This is a genomic window from Nocardia sp. NBC_01329, assembly GCF_035956715.1.
Taxonomy (GTDB): Bacteria; Actinomycetota; Actinomycetes; order Mycobacteriales; family Mycobacteriaceae; genus Nocardia.
The window spans coordinates 3,341,651-3,358,225 of sequence record NZ_CP108381.1; the positions used below are offsets into that span (position 1 = coordinate 3,341,651).

Genomic DNA, 16,575 nt, shown 5'->3' on the forward strand with positions numbered 1-16,575 from the left:
CTGGTCGAAGATATCAGCTTGTGTCGGTCTGTTCGTTGCGGCTCCAGGCCGATGAGCGCTGCAGGATGAACCGCCCCGGGTTCGATGCGCACCGGTTTACCTGTCTCCAGCCGGTTGCTCGGCGTGAAGTGCATAGTAGTCGGCTTCGTACTCTGCCGGTGGTCGGCGGCCGAGTCGATGCATGATCCGGGGCGGGTTGTACCAGCCGGCCCAGTCCGCGGTGAGGAGTTCGACGTCGGCGAGCCGGGCCAGCGGGCCGCGCCGGAACGGGGAATCGTCCCGGACCGCTTCGGTTTTGTAGAGTCCGATCGTGGTCTCGGCCAGTGCGTTGTCGTAAGCGTCACCGACGGACCCGATCGACGGCCGCAGGCCAGTAAGTGTCAGTGTTTCAACAAGTTTCACTGCCGTGTATTGAGAGCCTGCATCGGAATGATGTATCGCTCCACCGATCGGATGGCCTTCCCGGGCCCGCAACGCTACTGCTTGCCGGATCGCTGAATCGACGAACGTGGCGTGTTTGCTGGTCGAGCATTCCCAGCCCAAGATCCGTCCGGCGTAGGCGTCGATGACGAACGCAGTGTAGACGAACACGCCGGTCGCCAGCCGGACGTAGGTGAAGTCAGCGACGAGCAGCATGTTCGGCGCCGGCACCCGGAACTGCCGGTCGACCAGATCGGGCCCCCTCGATGCGGCCGGGTCCGGTTCGGTGGTACGGACCTTCTTGCGCCGAACCACCTTTCCAGCCGTTGGCGCGCATCAACCGCTCCACCGTGCACCGGGCGACGGAGATGCCCTGACGTTGCAGGTGAGCCCACATCTTGGCGGCCCCATACAACGACTCCGGCGCTCGCCGGCCGCGGGCGTCGGGTTCGTAGTGGCCTGCCAGGACCTCGGTGCGGGTGGTGTCCCACAGGGCCCGTTTCGACGGCGCCCGCCGCGCCCAGGCGTGGAACGTTCTCCGGGCGATCGTGCATCCGTGCGCGGTCAGCGCACGGCAGATCGGAACGACCCCGAACCGAGCCCGATGCCCGGCGATGAACCTGCAGATCACTTCTGTCGCGGGTCGTTCGCGCCGCCTCCGTCGTCGTCCCCTCGGCGTCACCACGATCGATCTCGGCTTGGCGGACCCACGTGCGCAGGGTTTCGGTGGTCATCCCAGCCGGGCCGAGACCGCTTTCATCGCGGCCCACTCGCTGTCGTAGTCGCCGCGATGGTCGATGACCAGCCGGACAGCCTTGGCCTTGGTCGCTTCGTCGTACTTTGCAGGCATGATCTGCCCATCCTTCCCAAGAAAGAAGGTGAGCACCAAACCCGGGGCGGTTCAGAGTTTGCCGGTGCCGGTGGCTTTCCGAGCTCTGCGAGCGAGCCGGCCGAGGCCGGAGTGTCGGCGTTGCCAGTTGTGGAAACTCTCAGGACTTCCAACCTGGCGCACTAGAGGTGGAAGAACTCCTGGGCAGTCCGATGCGGCGCGATACTCCGCCGTGGGACTTCACTCTGGTCCACCAGCAGGACACCAAAGCTCAGACCTTGCTGTTGCGCGTGCATCACGCGCTGTCGGACGGCTTCGGCGCAGCCGGCTTCATCGCAATGCTCACCGATACCGTCTCCGGAAGCACTGCCGCGTACCGGCGTTTTGTCGGCACACCGCGATTCAAGGTCGATCCGGTCGGTCCGGCCACGGCCCTCGCGGCCGGGACTCGGAGTTCTCGACTGCTCAGGCGTAAAGGCCGGCGCCGGGGACACGTGCGCCCGGTCGGGGATCGGGCCGTGCGTCGGGTAGCCGAGATCACGGTCTCCACAGAGACGGTGCGGCAGAACCGACTGAAGCTGGGCGCCTCGACACAAGAATATCTGTATGCGGTGGCCGGCCTCGCCTTCGCGCGGACCTTTCCGGAGCACGCCGATCGTCCGCTACGCATAATGTTTCCGGTATCGCTGGACCATACGCTGGCTCATACGGGGAATGCCGCGTCGCTGGCGATCGTCGAACTACCCGACGCGGCGGACTCATTGCCGAAGCGAGTCCACGACGTCCAGGCTGCGCTGCACGAATCGGATCCGTTGCGCCAAGCTATGGACGCCCCCAAGACCTCACACGGATTGAGCTATCTGCCATGGCCCACCCAGGTGCTGATGACCCAATTGATGGCAGCCGACAGCTGGGATCTGGCGGTAGGCGTCAATCCTGGTTTCAGTCCGGCGGACCGGCTGCTGGGTCGAGAGGTGACGAATGTCGTCGGCTTCCATCCGATGCTCGGGCGTGAGCTTGCGGTGACCGCCCTGACATTGCGCGATCGGGTCACCATCGGGACGATGACCGACCCTGCCGCGTTGCCCGATGTCGGTCTGTTCGCCGAGCATCTGCGCGAACTCATGACGGGACAGGTGTGACGATCGGCGGCGACCTGCTCGATGTAGTCGAATATCGCGTTCACGAGTTCGACGTGCACCGCCGCTGGTTATGCGCCCGCGGAATCGTGCCCCGCATCGCCCGTCACGGTTCGGCCGGCGCCACCACGCCTGCGTAGCCACCGCTACCTCCCGCCCACTGCGGAACGGGATCCTACGGCCACGAAAGCGGCTGAGCAGGAATAGAACTCTGTCGATTCGTCAGCAACCAGCAAAGCGCACGGGCAATTTGGAGTCGTCCACGTGAACTGGGGCACCGGACCTTCCCGGCTTGACCTGGTGCTTCTGACACTATTTCGTCAATGATGTTGATCACAAGGGTTTTTCACCAGCAGGGATATGTTCATAGGATGTGCCGATGTGCCCCCCCTTGATCGAGCTCCAGCAAACTCAGCCGCAACTACCGCTGAACTGACTCGTCTGCTCTTCGGACAGGATCGTGAACAGATCCACGGTCCCTGGCGAGCGTTGACAGCAAACCCCGAGATGCACCGTCGGACCGAGACCACCGCGGCCGAGCAGCTGGCAGCGTCCTACCGGCGGCTGCGCCGACTCAACGATGTCGTCGACCCCGCCCGCCTGGCCACCGATCCACAGCTGTTGGCCGCAATGCACGAGTGGACGGCCCCGCTCGACGGTGCGCTCACTGTGCTGGCGGGCATCCACTACAACCTCTTCCTGGGCACCCTCCACGACCACGATCCGCTGGAGGAGCGCCCACTGGACGAGTTCCACCGGATGGATCGGATCGGCACATTCCTGTGTACCGAGCTCGCCCACGGTAACAACGCCCATGCGTTGGAGACGGTTGCCGACTACGACCACGACAACGGCACCTTCACTCTGCACACCCCACACCTCGGCGCCCAGAAGTTCATGCCCAACACCAGCCTCGCCGGCGGCCCCAAGTCGGCAGTGGTGGCGGCGCGGCTCCGCGTCGACGACCGAGATCGCGGGGTCCTCCTGTTCCTCGTGCCGCTGACCGACGAGATCGGCACCCTCCCCGGGGTGACGGTCCGTTCACTGCCGCTGCGCCCCGGCAGCCCGATCGACCACTGCCTCACCTCCTTCGACCGGGTCGTTCTGCCCCGCGAATCCCTGCTCACCGGCGTCCACGGGCGACTCTCCGGTGATGGAACCCTGACCAGTGCCTACAGCAGTAAACGAAAACAGTTCCTCGCCGCCATCGGACGAGTGACCGTGGGCAAACTCTGCATGACTGCCAGCGCCTTGGGCGGTGCCCGAGCTGCGCTGGCCACCGCGGTCCGCTACGCCCACCACCGGAAGATCAGCGGAGCCCGACCCGATGACTTCATTCCCCTCTGGGGGCACCGCACCCACCACGGCCCGCTGTTGAAGTCACTTGCGACGGTTTATGCCATGACGGCGCTGCACCGCGCCACCGTGGCTCGTTGGGTCGACCGGGACCCGACCGACTCGGAGGCCGTGGCGGCGGCCGAGCGTCAAACAGCCATCACCAAGGGATGGAGCACCTGGCAGGCCCGCAATGTGATCGTCGAGAGTCGGGAACGCTGTGGTGCACAGGGGATGATGCCCCCCAACGGGATCATTTCGATGCTTTCCGATGTCGAAGGCACCATTACCGCCGAGGGCGACAACCTTGCACTCTGGTGTAAGGCTGCGGCCGAGCTGTTGCTCGGAGCCGAGACCCCGGCACCCGCGATACGCGACGACGAGACGACGGGCCGCGACCTGGTCGATCCCGTTGTCCGCCAAGCCCTTTTGGCCGAGGCAGCACATCTGCACCTAGCCCGGGCCCGCGAGCGGGCGCGCGAGATCCCCGACGGTGACCGCCTACAGCGATGGAACGCGGCTGCCCCGGACGCACTGGTCGCCGTCACCGCGCGAGCTGAGCACGATGCCGCCGCGGCTCTGCTCGGCTGGGCCGCCGCAGCCGATGACGCCGCTCGCCCCGTGCTGCTCGACCTGCACCAGCTGTTCACCGTGGAGCGGATCGACAACCACAGCAGCCTGCTGTTGGGCGCGCAGAAGTTGACTGTGGGCCAGGCCGACATGCTCTCGGCCATGCAGGAAAGCTCCATCCGGCGGTTGGCCGAGTACGGAATTCCGTTGGTCGATGCTTTCGACCTGCCGGAGGAGTTCTTTGCGGGCCGCCCCATCTCCAACCCCACCTACCAGCAAGCGTTCACCGCCGACGTGGTCGGCTGGGACCCGACGCCGAGCTCATCCGAGCTGCTGGCCCCCGTGTGAAGCCGGCCGACATTCGAGGCCGTAGATCTTTGAAGGTCAAAGACTTTCGGACGTTTCGCCCATCATTGGCCCGGGGGTGATCAACTGAGGTATCACCAGCTACCGAGCAGATGTCCTGCTCGGTAGCTGTATTCAGGTGCGTTGTGACGGGGACGCTCATCCCGGCCGAGCGGTCAGTGGGTCCGGTCACTCGATCACCGGCGCGATATTGCGGCTTCCGCGCAGGAGGTTGGTGGGGTCGTAGGTCCGCTTGAGCGTTGTCAGGCGTTAGCATCCGGGGCCGTAGGCGCTGGCGATGCGGTGGTCTTCGTCGTCATCGAGGTAGTTGGCGTAGCAGGCGTCCATCGCCGGCGGGCCCAGAATCTTGCTGAGTTCTCGAGTCCAGACTTCCTGGGTGTCATCGTGTTCGGGCTCGGTCCTTCCGGCGACGGCCAGGAACTAGTAGCGGGGGTCGCGTCCGTGGAAGGAGGTCGCATCCGGGCTCACCGTGGCAATAGCGCCGCCGAGATGTTCGAGGAAGATTCCGGTGAGGGGCTCGAGGACACGTTCGGCATCGGCGCGGGCACCGTTGAAGCAGTCACCGATGCTGGCGGTGCGGGCCCCGTCGGGATTCACCTTGTAGTAGAAGTCTGTGACCTTGGATTCCAGCAATCGTCGCAACGGCTGGACTATGAAGCGTCCATTAAGAGGGTGTCTTACGTGGGGAGTTTCTTGTAGCAGGTGAGAGCGGCAGCGAGTTGGAGAAATGCTGCGAAGAGATGGCCGTGGCGTTCGTAGCGGATGGTGAGACGCCGGTAGCCGGTCAACCATGCGATGGTGCGCTCGATCTTCCACCGGTGCCGGCCCAACCTGGTGGGATCCTCGATCCCACGACGGGCGATGCGGGGCACGATCCCGCGAGCGAGGAGCCAGCGGCGGTGAACGTCGAAGTCGTACCCCTTATCGGCACGCAACTTGGCGGGTTTCCCGCGGCGCGGGCCGCGCCGCGACCGCACCCTCGGGATCTTCTGGACCATCGGTTGCAGCATCACCGAGTCGTGAGTGTTCCCGGCGGAAACCCCGGTGGCCAGCGGTATTCCGTTCGCATCGGAGATGACGTGAAGTTTCGAGCCTTTCTTCCCGCGATCGACCGGACTGCGGCCGGTCAGAGATCCCCCTTTTTTGCCCGTATGGACGCTGCGTCCAGGATCGCCGCACTCCAGTCGAGCTCGCCGGCTGCTCCGAGCCGGTCGAGTATCTCTCGGTGCAGCGCGTCGAATACTCCGGCATCAGCCCACACCATGAACCGTCGATGCGCGGTCGGGACGCTCACCCCGAACGACGGCGGCAGGTGCCGCCACGCGCAACCGCTGGTCAACACGAACACGACCGCGGTGAACACAGCTCGTTCGTCCACCGGTGCAGTCCCGCCGCCCTGCGGTCTGGGGCTGAACTCCGGTAGCAACGGTTTCACTATGTCCCACAACGTATCCGGGACCAGTCTCTGAGCAAGTCTGTCGACCACGGGTCACACTATGCCGCACAACGAATTACATCCACGTAAGACGCCCTGTAAGATCGCCCCGGCGAGGTCCCGGGAACGTTTCCCGGTGGACGGGAACCTTCGGGCCCGACCACAAGCGATCAGCATCTCGCAGTACGCGTACCGTTCCATCTGCTCGATACATCGAAGTGGAGGTTCCCGTGGCTGGTGGTCTCGTCGCCTTGCTGGACGACGTAGCGGCGATCGCGAAGGTGGCCGCAGCGTCCATCGACGACATCGGTGCCGCGGCAGGCAAGGCAGGTATCAAAGCCGCGGGTGTGGTGGTCGACGACACCGCGGTCACCCCCCGCTACGTGCACGGGTTCTCCCCCAAGCGCGAACTCCCGATCATCCGCAAGATCGCAATCGGGTCGATCCGCAACAAGCTCCTGATCATCCTGCCCGTGGCGATGATATTGAGCCAGTTCCTGCCGCAGGCGCTGCCATACCTGCTCATCGCCGGCGGCCTGTTCCTCTGCTACGAAGGTGCGGAGAAGGTGTACGAGGCGCTCACCGGCGGTCATCACGACGACGGCGAGGTAACCACGGCATCGAGCGGGCCCGAACACGAGAAGACGATGGTGAGCGGCGCGATCCGCACCGACCTCATCCTCTCCGCCGAGATCATGGTGATCGCACTCTCGTCGGTCGAGGACGAACCGTTCGTCACCCGGCTGCTGGTACTGATCGTCGTCGCGTTCCTCATCACCGCCCTGGTCTACGGCGTCGTCGCGGTGATCGTGAAAATGGACGACGTCGGACTCGCACTCGCCGAGCGCGAGTCGCCGTTCGGTCAGCGGGTCGGACGCGGACTCGTCGCCGCGATGCCGAAGGTGATGTCCGTTCTCACCGTCGTCGGGATCGCCGCGATGCTGTGGGTCGGCGGCCATATCCTCCTCGTCAACGTCGGCGAAGCCGGATTCCACTGGCCCGCCGACCGTCTCCACGACCTCGAACACTGGGCCGGAGAACTCGTCCACGGCGGGTTCGGAAGTGTCCTGTCCTGGACCGGAGGGACGGTTGCCTCCGCACTCGTCGGGCTCGTCGTCGGCGCCCTCGTCGTGCTGATCATGCACTTCGTTCCGAAGCGGAAGAAGGAAGCCGCCGCGCACTGACCCGCGCAAAACCCCACCCGCGGTCCGCATCTGAGCCGACCCGATCGTGCCTGTTGCAGACCGACCAAAGGCAGTGTCGCGAGACGGAGGGCACGGCGTCGGATAGATGACCGGGTCAAGGGGTGGCCTGCCGGACCGTCATGGTGAGGGCCGCCGCCACCGAATCCGGCGTGGTGGTTGGGTTCCCGGGTGATATCGAAAGCGTGCGGATTGTCGAACGCCGACTCGTCGCGGTTGGCGGAACTGTAGAACATCACGACTTTCTCACCGGCCGCGATCGGGGTTCCGGCGATTTCGGGTGTCGCGGGTCGCTCGGCTGGATTCTCCACCAGCGCTCAGGACGTAGACGAAACCTGTTGAGTAGTCGAACAATTGCCCCCGATCATTTGATGGTGCATTTGGGAGCGAGGTTACAGAGGCCACCGACACTGCCCGGCCATCTCAACTGCACGGTGGCTCCTGCACTCCGTGCGCCGCGTCCTGGTTTTCAGCCGGATAACCATCGACGGTGGCCATTCCGATGCGTGAGCATGTTCCGGATCCGCGATGCGCGACCGCCCGGGGGGTCGGCCGAACGCACGGAAATGCCGATTTCCGCGCGGGTGTGAGCGGGCGGCGCTGTCGGTCTATGGCCTACCCCGACCTGTCGAACACCGGATCAACACGAGCCCGCGACGGTGACGTTCGGCAATCGGCGCGCTAACCTGGCGTTGACGAACGATTCGGGTGGCATTCGCGCGGCAGCGTGCGGGAAAGTACTGATGACGAATGGAGCAGAGTGAAATACAACTGTTCCTCACACTCGCTGAAGAACTGCACTTCGCTCGGACCGCCGAACGCCTGCACCTATCTCCGGGCCGAGTCAGCCAACTGGTCAAGAAGCTCGAACGGCGCTTCGGCGCCGAGCTGTTCGAGCGATCCAGTCGCCGAGTGGTGCTGACCGAGTTCGGGCAGCGCTTCTACGCCGAGCTGAAACCCGGCTACGACCAGATCCAGCAGGCCGTGCGCAACGCGACAGCGGCCGGCAGCGCGGTCGGCGGCCGATTAGGAATCGCGTTCTCCGGACCCTGGTCCGCCCGCCTGGCCATCCGTGCCGCTGACGCCTTCCAGACCGAATATCCGCATTGTGAAGTCGACATCAGGGAGACGTCACTGGCGGACTCACACGGCTTGCTCATGAGCGGGGACGTCGATGTGCAGCTCAGCGAGCTGCCGACCGATGTCCCCGGTATCACCACCGGACCCGTGCTCTTCTCCGAACCGGCCGCGCTACTGGTCCCGGCGCGACACCGCCTGGCCACGCTGGAATCGGCCGGGCTGGACGATCTGGCGGACACTCCGCTGCTCACCTTCTCCAGCTTGCCGCCCGCCTTCCGCGAACTGCACTACCCGCTGACCACACCGCAGGGGACGCGGCTCACACATCTCGCGATCACCATGAGCTACGCCGAAGCCTTGCTGTTCATCAGCGAAGGCAAGGGCGTCACCATCGTCGCGGACCGGGTGCGCCACTACCAGACCCACCCCGATGTCACCTATGTTCCACTGCGCGACGGGCCGCCCATCGATTACGGGCCGCTGTGGTCCACCGCCCGCGACACTCCGGCGGTGCGCGAGTTCGTGCGGATTCTTCTGTCACACATTGTGGCTCACGGCGCGGTGCGCGGCTCCGCACCGTAGGCGTCGTGTAGCGCGCGCAGGAACGCCGGCGCCTCAGTGTTGGTGACCGCCGTGGTGATCGCGATCCTCGCGGCGGCCCGGGTCACGACCACCCGGTTTCGGATCGCCGGCGATTGGTTCGAGGTGCGCACCGGTCTGCTGTTCCGCACCGAGTACCGGGTACCGCTGGCGCGGATCGCCTCAGCCGATATCACCCGTACGCCGCTGCACCGGATGACGGGGCTGGCCACGCTACGCATCGGGACTGGTGACGGGCGGGCCGCCACGGAACGCCGCCTCACTCTCGACGGTCTCCGGCTGGATCACGCACGCGCGCTCCGGCCCCAGTTGCTGGCGCATACGGGCTCGGCGACTATCGACGACCCCGCCCTGGTGCGACTCGACCGTTCCTGGATTCGCTACGCGCCGTTATCGCTGTGGGGCGCGGGCACGGTGGTCACCGCGGCCTGCTCGGCCTATCGGCTGCTGTCCGAATTCGGGTACGGTTTCGGCGATATCGCCTCCGTCCTGGGCCTAGCGGGACGGTCGGCGGCGGAGCAGTTGTCGTTCGGGCTGATCGTCGCAGGGGTGGCGACGGTCGCGGTCGGCACGTTTCTCTCGGTGGCCGCGTTCGTGGAGAACTGGTCGAACTACGCGCTCGATCGCGGCGCGGACGGATTACGCATGCGGCGCGGCCTGCTGACCACCCGCTCGGTCACCGTGCCTTGGACGCAAATCGACGGGGTAGAGCTGATCGAACCGCTGCTGTACCGGTTCGCCGGCGCCGCCGCCACCGCGGTGATCGCGACCGGGCTGGGAACTGTCGAGGAGAATCGCAAACGCCGCCGTCTCTCCCCGGCCCTGCCACGGCCGGTCGCGGCGGGCCTGGCGGACGAGGTCGTCCGGCACGCGGTCGCGGTGACCGGCACGGCGCTGCGCCCACACCCGGTGGTGGCCGCGGTCCGGCGGCGACGGTTCGGCCTGGCCGTTGTCGGTGGCGCTCTGGCGGTAGCGGGCGCCGGTACGGGCTGGGCGGCACTGTATGCCGCCGCGGTGACGGCGATTGCCGGCGTTACCGCTACCGCCCTGATCTCTCGGGAGAGTCACCGCAGTCTCGGACACGCACTCAGCGGTCAGTGGCTGCTCCTACGCGCTGGCGTTTTCCCGCGCCGCACGGTAGCGTCGCGCACGAATGCGGTCATCGGCTGGGGGCGGCACCCAGTCCCCGTTCCAGCTCCGGCACGGACTGCTCACCCTGACTGCGTCCACAGCAGCGGGCGAGGGCGTCTACCGGGTCCGCGATATCGCCGAGGAGGAGGGCATCGCCCTCATCCGGACCATCGAGCCGACATTGCTGAAAGCCTTCGAGAAATGACCAGCACACCCCCGCAGTGGGCCCGCCGCACCGTCCACGCCATCGCATTGCTGCCCCTGCCCTCCACCCTGTGGCGATTACTGCTCGTCCTCGGATTCGGTGCCGGCTACACCCCCGACGGGCTGGAGGCTCTGAACCTCGGTCATTCCGGTGCGGTCTCGCTGCTACTCCTGTGTGCCGCGACGGAGGTCGCCGCACTGTTGAGTTTCGTACTTGTCCGTCGATGTGGCGAGATCTTCCCTCACTGGTTCCCCGCCGTGGGTGGTCGGCCGGTGCCAGTGCCAGCGGTCGTGATCCCCGCACTGCTCGGCGCGGCCGCAGCCACCTGTCTGTGGACTCCGTTCCTGTTCTGGTGGGCGGTGCCGCACAGCGGGATGACCGCGACCGGTTCGTTCCTGGTCGGCTTCGCCTACCTGCCGCTCGTCCTATGGGGCCCGCTACTGGCTGCCGTGACTGACAACTATCGCCGCCGACGCAGGCATCCAGGCAGCATCGGCGGTGGCGTAGTAGCGCGTACAGCAACGGAGGTGGACGTCTGCGGAGAGTGCCACCGACTGGAAGCCGAGTCGTAGGGCCGTATCAACTCTCCGATGCATGCCGGCCGGCGTCGAGACGAGTTGATCGACGACGAGACCCGCAGCGGAATCCGCGGGTATGCGACGATTCAGTCACGGTGCCGTGCTGCGGCTGACTACACCGGCGCCCGCCGCTGGCACGTGCGGGCGCGATTGCTCTTTCGGCGGTGAGGACACGGCCTGCACGACGGCGTCGCAGTCCACACATCGGAGCTTTCCGCGTGGCCACCGATGTTGGTGTGTCGGGATATCCTCGGCGCGAACCCGTTCCGGTGGGTTGGTGTCGATGCCCCGCGCCTCCGGCATCGACACCGTGGATCTGCGCTCTCGTTCATCCCCCATTGGCCAATGGTGCCGCCTGAGCGCGCTCGAGTCGATGGTTATCTGGTCGATGGTTACCGAAATGTGTTGTCCACCAAATTGTCTCGACTCGCAATCCCTGCCGCGACTTCTTGGAGATACTGGCCGCACAGCATCTGATCAAACCTTCACACTCACCCGGCGTACATACCCATACAGGCACGGCTGCTACAGCTGCACGACCACCTTGGAGTGGTTGTTGCGGCACCTTTGCAGGGGCTGCAACTCTCGAACTCGTAGTTCTGGAACAGGACCGGGAAGATGGCCTTCACTTGCATGATGGCGAGCTGGCCGCAGCCGCGGATATCGTCGATGGCGGTTGCGCGGGCATCGTCATCGGGCAATCGGACGGCGGGCTGGATGATCTTGAACAGCTTGCGTTGCAATGCTTCTGGCGCATCGGCCAAATTGATCGCCAGGTAAGTCAGGGCGTCCAGCAGACCGATGTCGGCGGTGCCGGGTCGATGCGCGTCGGTGGCGTCGAGTTGACCGATGACCGAGAGCGCGGTGGTCTTCTCGGCGTCGAGATCGTTGTAGGTGCCACGCAACCCCTTGGTGGGACATGAACTGCCAAGGTTCAAGTCCTGCGTGTTGAGTTCGATGCTACACCAGCGTGGTATCGGTGTTCAGTGTGCTGCTGCGGCTACGCGCTCGCGGAGCAGGACGAGCTTCTGGGCCGCGCCGGTGTCGGGAGCGGCCCAGTTCAGCACGATGTGCAGGTCGGCGCGTTCGATGGTCATGATGTCGCAATCGAGGACGATCTCGCCGAGCTCGGGGTGGACAACTGTCTTGTGTGAACGCCCGATCGGCAGGGTCTCGTAGCGGGTCCAGAGGTCGGCGAAGCGTGGGTTGGTCTCTCGTAGCCCGTTGACCAGCTCGGCGACACCGCGGTCGTCGGGGTACCGGTCGGCGGCCCGGCGCAGGTCGGACACCATCATGCGCTCGAAAGCGTCGGCGTGTGCGGCGCCGCGCTCGATGCGGGAAGCGGCGGGTGCAGGCGGGGCGGCGAAATGTCCCCAGACCAGATTGCTCGACCGGGCATCGGCATTGTCCGGGCTGCCGAACAACTCGGTCCAGAGCGGGTTGCTCTGCACGATGTCCCAGGAGGCTGTGAAGACGGCCAGCGGGGTGTCGCTCATCCGATCGATCATGCGCTGCACGCCGGGTGGCACCTCGCGTGGCACCGTCCCGGACGGCGGGATGACCGCTCCTGCCAGCCGGTAGAGCAGTTCGCGATCCACGGAGTTGAGCCGCAGGGTCTTCGCAAAGGCGGCCAGAACCTGGGGGGAGGGATTTCTCGCGCGGCCCTGTTCGAGCTGTACGAGGTAGTCGACGGAGATGCCGGCCAAGACCGCCAGCTCCTCACGGCGCAGGCCCGGAACTCGTCGGTTGCCTGCAATCGGCAGACCGACCGCGGCCGGGCCGATGCGCTCTCTCCACGCGCGCAGTGCAGGGCCTAGCTCGGTGTGGGTGGTCATGGATTCAGTATGAGCCTGCTGGGGAGGGGGGGGTTGGGTGGTACTGGCGCTACCAGGGACGACAGCGCCTGGTGCCCCCCTGCGGCCTGGCCGAGTATCGACTCGTCGGTCCAAGCGCGTCGGACACGGCGGCACTTCACCGGCCGCCGGCGGCGCCTTTTGCAGAAGGAGATACCCCAAGATGGCACCCACCATCGGAATCATCGGCTCCGGCCTGGTCGGCGGCTCCGTCGCCCGGCTGGCTGTCGATGCCGGCTACAGCGTTGTGCTCAGCAACTCACGAGGCCCGGAGTCGATCGCGGAACTCGTTCGGGAGCTCGGTCCGCTGGCGCGCGCCGCCACGGTCGATGAAGCGATCGAGGTCGGCGACATCATTGCCCTTCCTGTCCCGCTCGCAAGTTTCGAGGCATTGCCGGTCGACAAGCTGGCCGGGAAGGTCGTCCTGGACCAGACGAACTACTACCCCGAGTTCTGGCGTAACGCCGAACTCGATGCCGGGAAGCTCACCTCGAGTGAACTGGTGCAGCGGCACCTCGAGGACTCCCTGGTCGTGAAGGGCCTGCACAATCTGGACTGGAACCACATGTACTCCAACGCCCGCCCGAAGGGCGATGCCGAACGGACGACCCTGCCGATCGCGGGCAACGATCCCGCTGCCAAGCAGGCGGTGACGCGGTTCTTGGAAGCGGTCGGCTACGACGTGGTCGATGCCGGCCCGCTCGCGGAGAGCTGGCGGATCGAGCCCGAGACACCCATCTACTTCTGGCCGTACGCCCCTGCCATCCCCGACGGAATCTCCGGGGACGAGGAGAAGCGCTTCTACCTCGAACACGCGGTCCCGCCCGTCTCGCCCGAAGCAGCCCGCACGATGATCGACAGCGCGCAGCGACCGTCACCCGTCGGTGGCACGCTGGCCGGGATGCCTCCCGCCCACGTCGCCATCTTCATGGACCAGGCGAGCGCCGACACCGTAAACAAGTAACATCCGGGCGCGCCGCGTGCCGTCCTGCGGCACCCCTGCGCCGATTCCTCAACCCCTCGCACGACCGCACGCGGTGAAGGCCCTGTCCGTCGGACAAGGCCTTCACCGCGGAGGAACACCTGCGCGCCGGCCATACCTCGATGTAACGAGGGCCGCGGTGTGACCCGAATGCCGGCTATCCCAGCCCTGCCTGTTGGCGTGCCCGGTCGCGGAAGTGTCGAGGAGAAGCCCCGACCACGCGTCGGAATGCCGTACTGAAGGCACTGATGTTCCCCCCGGTTTTCCGGAGTTGGTTTGCTTAGTACTCCAGCCGCACTTAGAGGGTGTCTTACGTGGGGAGTTTCTTGTAGCAGGTGAGAGCGGCAGCGAGTTGTAGAAATGCCGCGAAGAGATGGCCGTGGCGTTCGTAACGGATCGTCAATCGCCGGTAGCCGGTCAACCACGCGATGGTGCGCTCGATCTTCCACCCGTGCCGGCCCAACCTGGTGGGATCCTCGATCCCACGACGGGCGATGCGGGGCACGATCCCGCGAGCGCGGAGCCAGCGGCGGTGAACGTCGAAGTCGTAGCCCTTATCGGCACGCAACTTGGCGAGTTCCCGCGGCGCGGGCCGCGCCGCGACCGCACCCGCGGGATCTTCTGGACCATCGGTTGCAGCATCACCGAGTCGTGAGTGTTCCCGGCGGAAACCCCGGTGACCAGCGGTATTCCGTTCGCATCGGAGATGACGTGAAGTTTCGAGCCTTTCTTCCCGCGGTCGACCGGACTGCGGCAGGTCAGAGATCCCCCTTTTTTGCCCGTATGGACGCTGCGTCCAGGATCGCCGCGCTCCAGTCGAGCTCGCCGGCTGCCCCGAGCCGGTCGAGTATCTCTCGGTGCAGCGCGTCGAATACTCCGGCATCAGCCCACACCATGAACCGTCGATGCGCGGTCGGGACGCTCACCCCGAACGACGGCGGCAGGTGCCGCCATGCGCAACCGCTGGTCAACACGAACACGACCGCAGTGAACACAGCTCGTTCGTCCACCGGTGCAGTCCCGCCGCCCTGCGGTCTGGGGCTGAACTCCGGTAGCAACGGTTTCACGATGTCCCACAACGCATCCGGGACCAGTCTCTGAGCAAGTCTGTCGACCACGGGTCACACTATGCCGCACAACGAATTACATCCACGTAAGACGCCCTGTTAGCCCACGCCTTGGGCAGCCACATACGTCTGCCGGTCGAATAGAAAATCGCAGTTCGTGCGGATTCCGCTCGGGTGCCGGACTCTTCCCCGACCAACGTCGAGATTGTCGACCGACACCACCGAGTTGGCTTCTACGGCATGTGGCTGCCGATCCGGTCCCTGGTTCGACGAGCTGCATCGCACCTGCATCTGGGCGTACCCGGCCGTTATTACAGCGAACTCGCGGCGAGCCGGCTGTGGGTCGTCGCCGCTGGGCGGCATGGCTACGTGGATCGCAAGGACCCGACGACGCGGCGGCAAGAGCGGAGTATCGCCAGACCGCCGTGGGATCCTGGCGGGGTCGCAGCAACGGGTCCTGAGTCGGCAAACCACGGTTCGCTTGGACTATCCATCGGAGACCTCAGTCGGTTGTCTCGTGTCCAGCCGAGGGACGAGATCTCCGATCAGCTCGTCGAGTACGAGTTCCTCCTCGACACGCACACCGTGTCGGCGCAGGGTCCCGGCCAGTTCGCTGTCCCATACCGCTTCCCCGGGGCGTCCGGACAACGTGCCGCCGACGACCCGGGGCAGCGCGTTCAGATAGTCCGCACTGGTGAATCGCCACGGCCGCCAGTCGATATGCTGTGCGAGCGCGTTGGCGATGCGGATGCCACCCCAATCGAAGTCACCGTGGTAGGCGAACTCCACGCCGACCCCGGAGAGCATTGCCAGCAGGTTCCGGGCCGCGGTGGAGGGGTGCCCGGACAGGCAGATCAGCGGCGGGCAGTCCGGTCCCCATCGGTCAGCGGCGGAGGCCACCACGATCGGGTTCTCACAGATCCGGACCAGCGCCTGGCGGACCCCGAAGGCGTCCGGTTCGATGCGGTCGATCTGGCGCAGGGTGAGGACCACGGGATCGCCGGCCGCGCGAGCCAGCGCCAGGATCCGGCCTGCGGTCGAGTCCGGACCACCCGGCAGCCCCAAGGTCAGCACGGTCGAGGACAACTCGTCGCGGTGCACGCCTACCGCAGACCAGGCAACCCGTTTCTCCCACACCGAACCGGACCCGGCCGGCGCGGACCCGGCCAGTCCCCGGGCAGCCGACAGGGCCAGCGTCGCCAGCGGCCGGCCGTCGTCGAGCGCATGCGCGTCCCCGGTGGCGTCGGCGGCGAGGCGGCCGAGCGCGAGATCCCCGGCGGGCAGCCGATCGACGACCCGGGCGAGGTCACCGCACAGTTTCTGCGCCGCTGTCGCATCGGTTGCGCAGCGGCGCAGCAGGCCGGTGCTGTCCAGCCATTCGCGCCATTCCCGGAGTTCGGGGCGGCGTGCGGTGAGTTCGTCGAGCGGAGTCAGCGCCAGCGCCCACTGCCGTGCCTCGGCCACCGCCCGCTCGGACCGGTCCACGATCTCCCCCACCAGCAACTGCACCGCACCGGCCAGCCCATCCGGTGCCGCGCCACTGCGCCGCAACACCTGGTCCACCTCGTCCAGCGAGACCGTGAGTGATCCGCCGGTCCGTCCCCGCCTGCCGAGTAGCCGCTCCACGGCGCGACGTTGTTCCGGGCTCGCCCCGGCCAAGGTGGCGCTACCGGAGGCCGGATCCCCCCGTTCCAGCCTGCGCCGCACCCGGTCCACCAGCCACGCCAGCTCTTCGCCGCCGAGTAGCCGTCGCACCCGGTCGGGATCGCCCTTGCCGATACCA

At 66.2% G+C, this 16,575-nt stretch carries 11 protein-coding genes and 3 pseudogenes; 7 read left to right on the forward strand and 7 right to left on the reverse strand.

The window, feature by feature from the left end; translation table 11 throughout:
- Window positions 1–96: 96 nt before the first annotated feature.
- A pseudogene (locus OG405_RS15075) lies at window positions 97–1,270 on the reverse strand (IS3 family transposase).
- A gap of 167 nt (window positions 1,271–1,437) precedes the next feature.
- On the opposite strand from OG405_RS15075, the gene OG405_RS15080 reads away from it, so the two are divergent.
- Both OG405_RS15080 and OG405_RS15085 read left to right on the forward strand, forming a co-directional pair.
- Window positions 1,438–2,391 (forward strand): wax ester/triacylglycerol synthase domain-containing protein, encoded by a 954-nt coding sequence (locus tag OG405_RS15080; RefSeq protein WP_327147132.1) that lies wholly within the window; start codon window positions 1,438–1,440, stop codon window positions 2,389–2,391.
- A 504-nt stretch (window positions 2,392–2,895) separates the two neighbouring features.
- Window positions 2,896–4,641 carry an acyl-CoA dehydrogenase family protein gene (locus OG405_RS15085; RefSeq protein WP_327147133.1) on the forward strand — a complete coding sequence of 582 codons (1,746 nt, stop codon included), beginning with the start codon at window positions 2,896–2,898 and terminating at the stop codon, window positions 4,639–4,641.
- A gap of 438 nt (window positions 4,642–5,079) precedes the next feature.
- Here the strand turns inward: OG405_RS15085 and OG405_RS15090 are convergent, their stop codons facing one another.
- Window positions 5,080–5,301 (reverse strand): hypothetical protein, encoded by a 222-nt coding sequence (locus OG405_RS15090; protein ID WP_327147134.1) that lies wholly within the window; start codon window positions 5,299–5,301, stop codon window positions 5,080–5,082.
- Window positions 5,302–5,336: 35 nt separating this feature from the next.
- A protein-coding gene (locus OG405_RS15095) for an IS5 family transposase (protein ID WP_327147135.1) occupies window positions 5,337–6,145 on the reverse strand; the annotation gives its coding sequence in 2 pieces (ribosomal slippage) (window positions 5,337–5,795 and window positions 5,798–6,145; 807 coding nt in all).
- 179 nt (window positions 6,146–6,324) lie between these two features.
- Here OG405_RS15095 and OG405_RS15100 point away from each other — a divergent pair.
- The 3 genes from OG405_RS15100 (at window position 6,325) to OG405_RS15115 (ending at window position 10,884) form a co-directional block, all read left to right on the forward strand.
- Window positions 6,325–7,278, forward strand: a complete 954-nt coding sequence (locus tag OG405_RS15100; protein ID WP_327147136.1) for a DUF808 domain-containing protein — start codon at window positions 6,325–6,327, stop codon at window positions 7,276–7,278.
- 768 nt (window positions 7,279–8,046) lie between these two features.
- Window positions 8,047–8,958 carry a LysR family transcriptional regulator gene (locus tag OG405_RS15110; RefSeq protein ID WP_327147137.1) on the forward strand — a complete coding sequence of 304 codons (912 nt, stop codon included), beginning with the start codon at window positions 8,047–8,049 and terminating at the stop codon, window positions 8,956–8,958.
- 36 nt (window positions 8,959–8,994) lie between these two features.
- Window positions 8,995–10,884, forward strand: coding sequence for a PH domain-containing protein (locus OG405_RS15115; protein ID WP_327147138.1), 1,890 nt, complete (start codon window positions 8,995–8,997; stop codon window positions 10,882–10,884).
- A gap of 497 nt (window positions 10,885–11,381) precedes the next feature.
- Here OG405_RS15115 and OG405_RS15120 read toward each other — a convergent pair whose 3' ends face one another.
- Both OG405_RS15120 and OG405_RS15125 read right to left on the reverse strand, forming a co-directional pair.
- Window positions 11,382–11,828, reverse strand: a complete 447-nt coding sequence (locus OG405_RS15120; RefSeq protein ID WP_327152628.1) for a hypothetical protein — start codon at window positions 11,826–11,828, stop codon at window positions 11,382–11,384.
- 45 nt (window positions 11,829–11,873) lie between these two features.
- The gene (locus tag OG405_RS15125) at window positions 11,874–12,725 is read right to left on the reverse strand and encodes a helix-turn-helix transcriptional regulator (RefSeq protein ID WP_327147139.1); all 852 of its coding nucleotides are present in this window, start codon (window positions 12,723–12,725) and stop codon (window positions 11,874–11,876) included.
- Between the two features lie 181 nt (window positions 12,726–12,906).
- Between OG405_RS15125 and OG405_RS15130 the strand changes: the two genes are divergently transcribed.
- Window positions 12,907–13,707, forward strand: coding sequence for an NADPH-dependent F420 reductase (locus tag OG405_RS15130; RefSeq protein WP_327147140.1), 801 nt, complete (start codon window positions 12,907–12,909; stop codon window positions 13,705–13,707).
- A 328-nt stretch (window positions 13,708–14,035) separates the two neighbouring features.
- Here the strand turns inward: OG405_RS15130 and OG405_RS15135 are convergent.
- Window positions 14,036–14,819, reverse strand: a pseudogene (locus tag OG405_RS15135) (IS5 family transposase).
- A 207-nt stretch (window positions 14,820–15,026) separates the two neighbouring features.
- On the opposite strand from OG405_RS15135, the pseudogene OG405_RS15140 reads away from it, so the two are divergent.
- A pseudogene (locus OG405_RS15140) lies at window positions 15,027–15,216 on the forward strand (PepSY domain-containing protein); the annotation flags it as partial.
- A 62-nt stretch (window positions 15,217–15,278) separates the two neighbouring features.
- Here the strand turns inward: OG405_RS15140 and OG405_RS15145 are convergent.
- Window positions 15,279–16,547: a TIGR02679 family protein gene (locus OG405_RS15145; protein WP_327147141.1), complete on the reverse strand. Its 1,269-nt coding sequence runs from the start codon at window positions 16,545–16,547 to the stop codon at window positions 15,279–15,281.
- Between the last annotated feature and the right edge of the window lie 28 nt (window positions 16,548–16,575).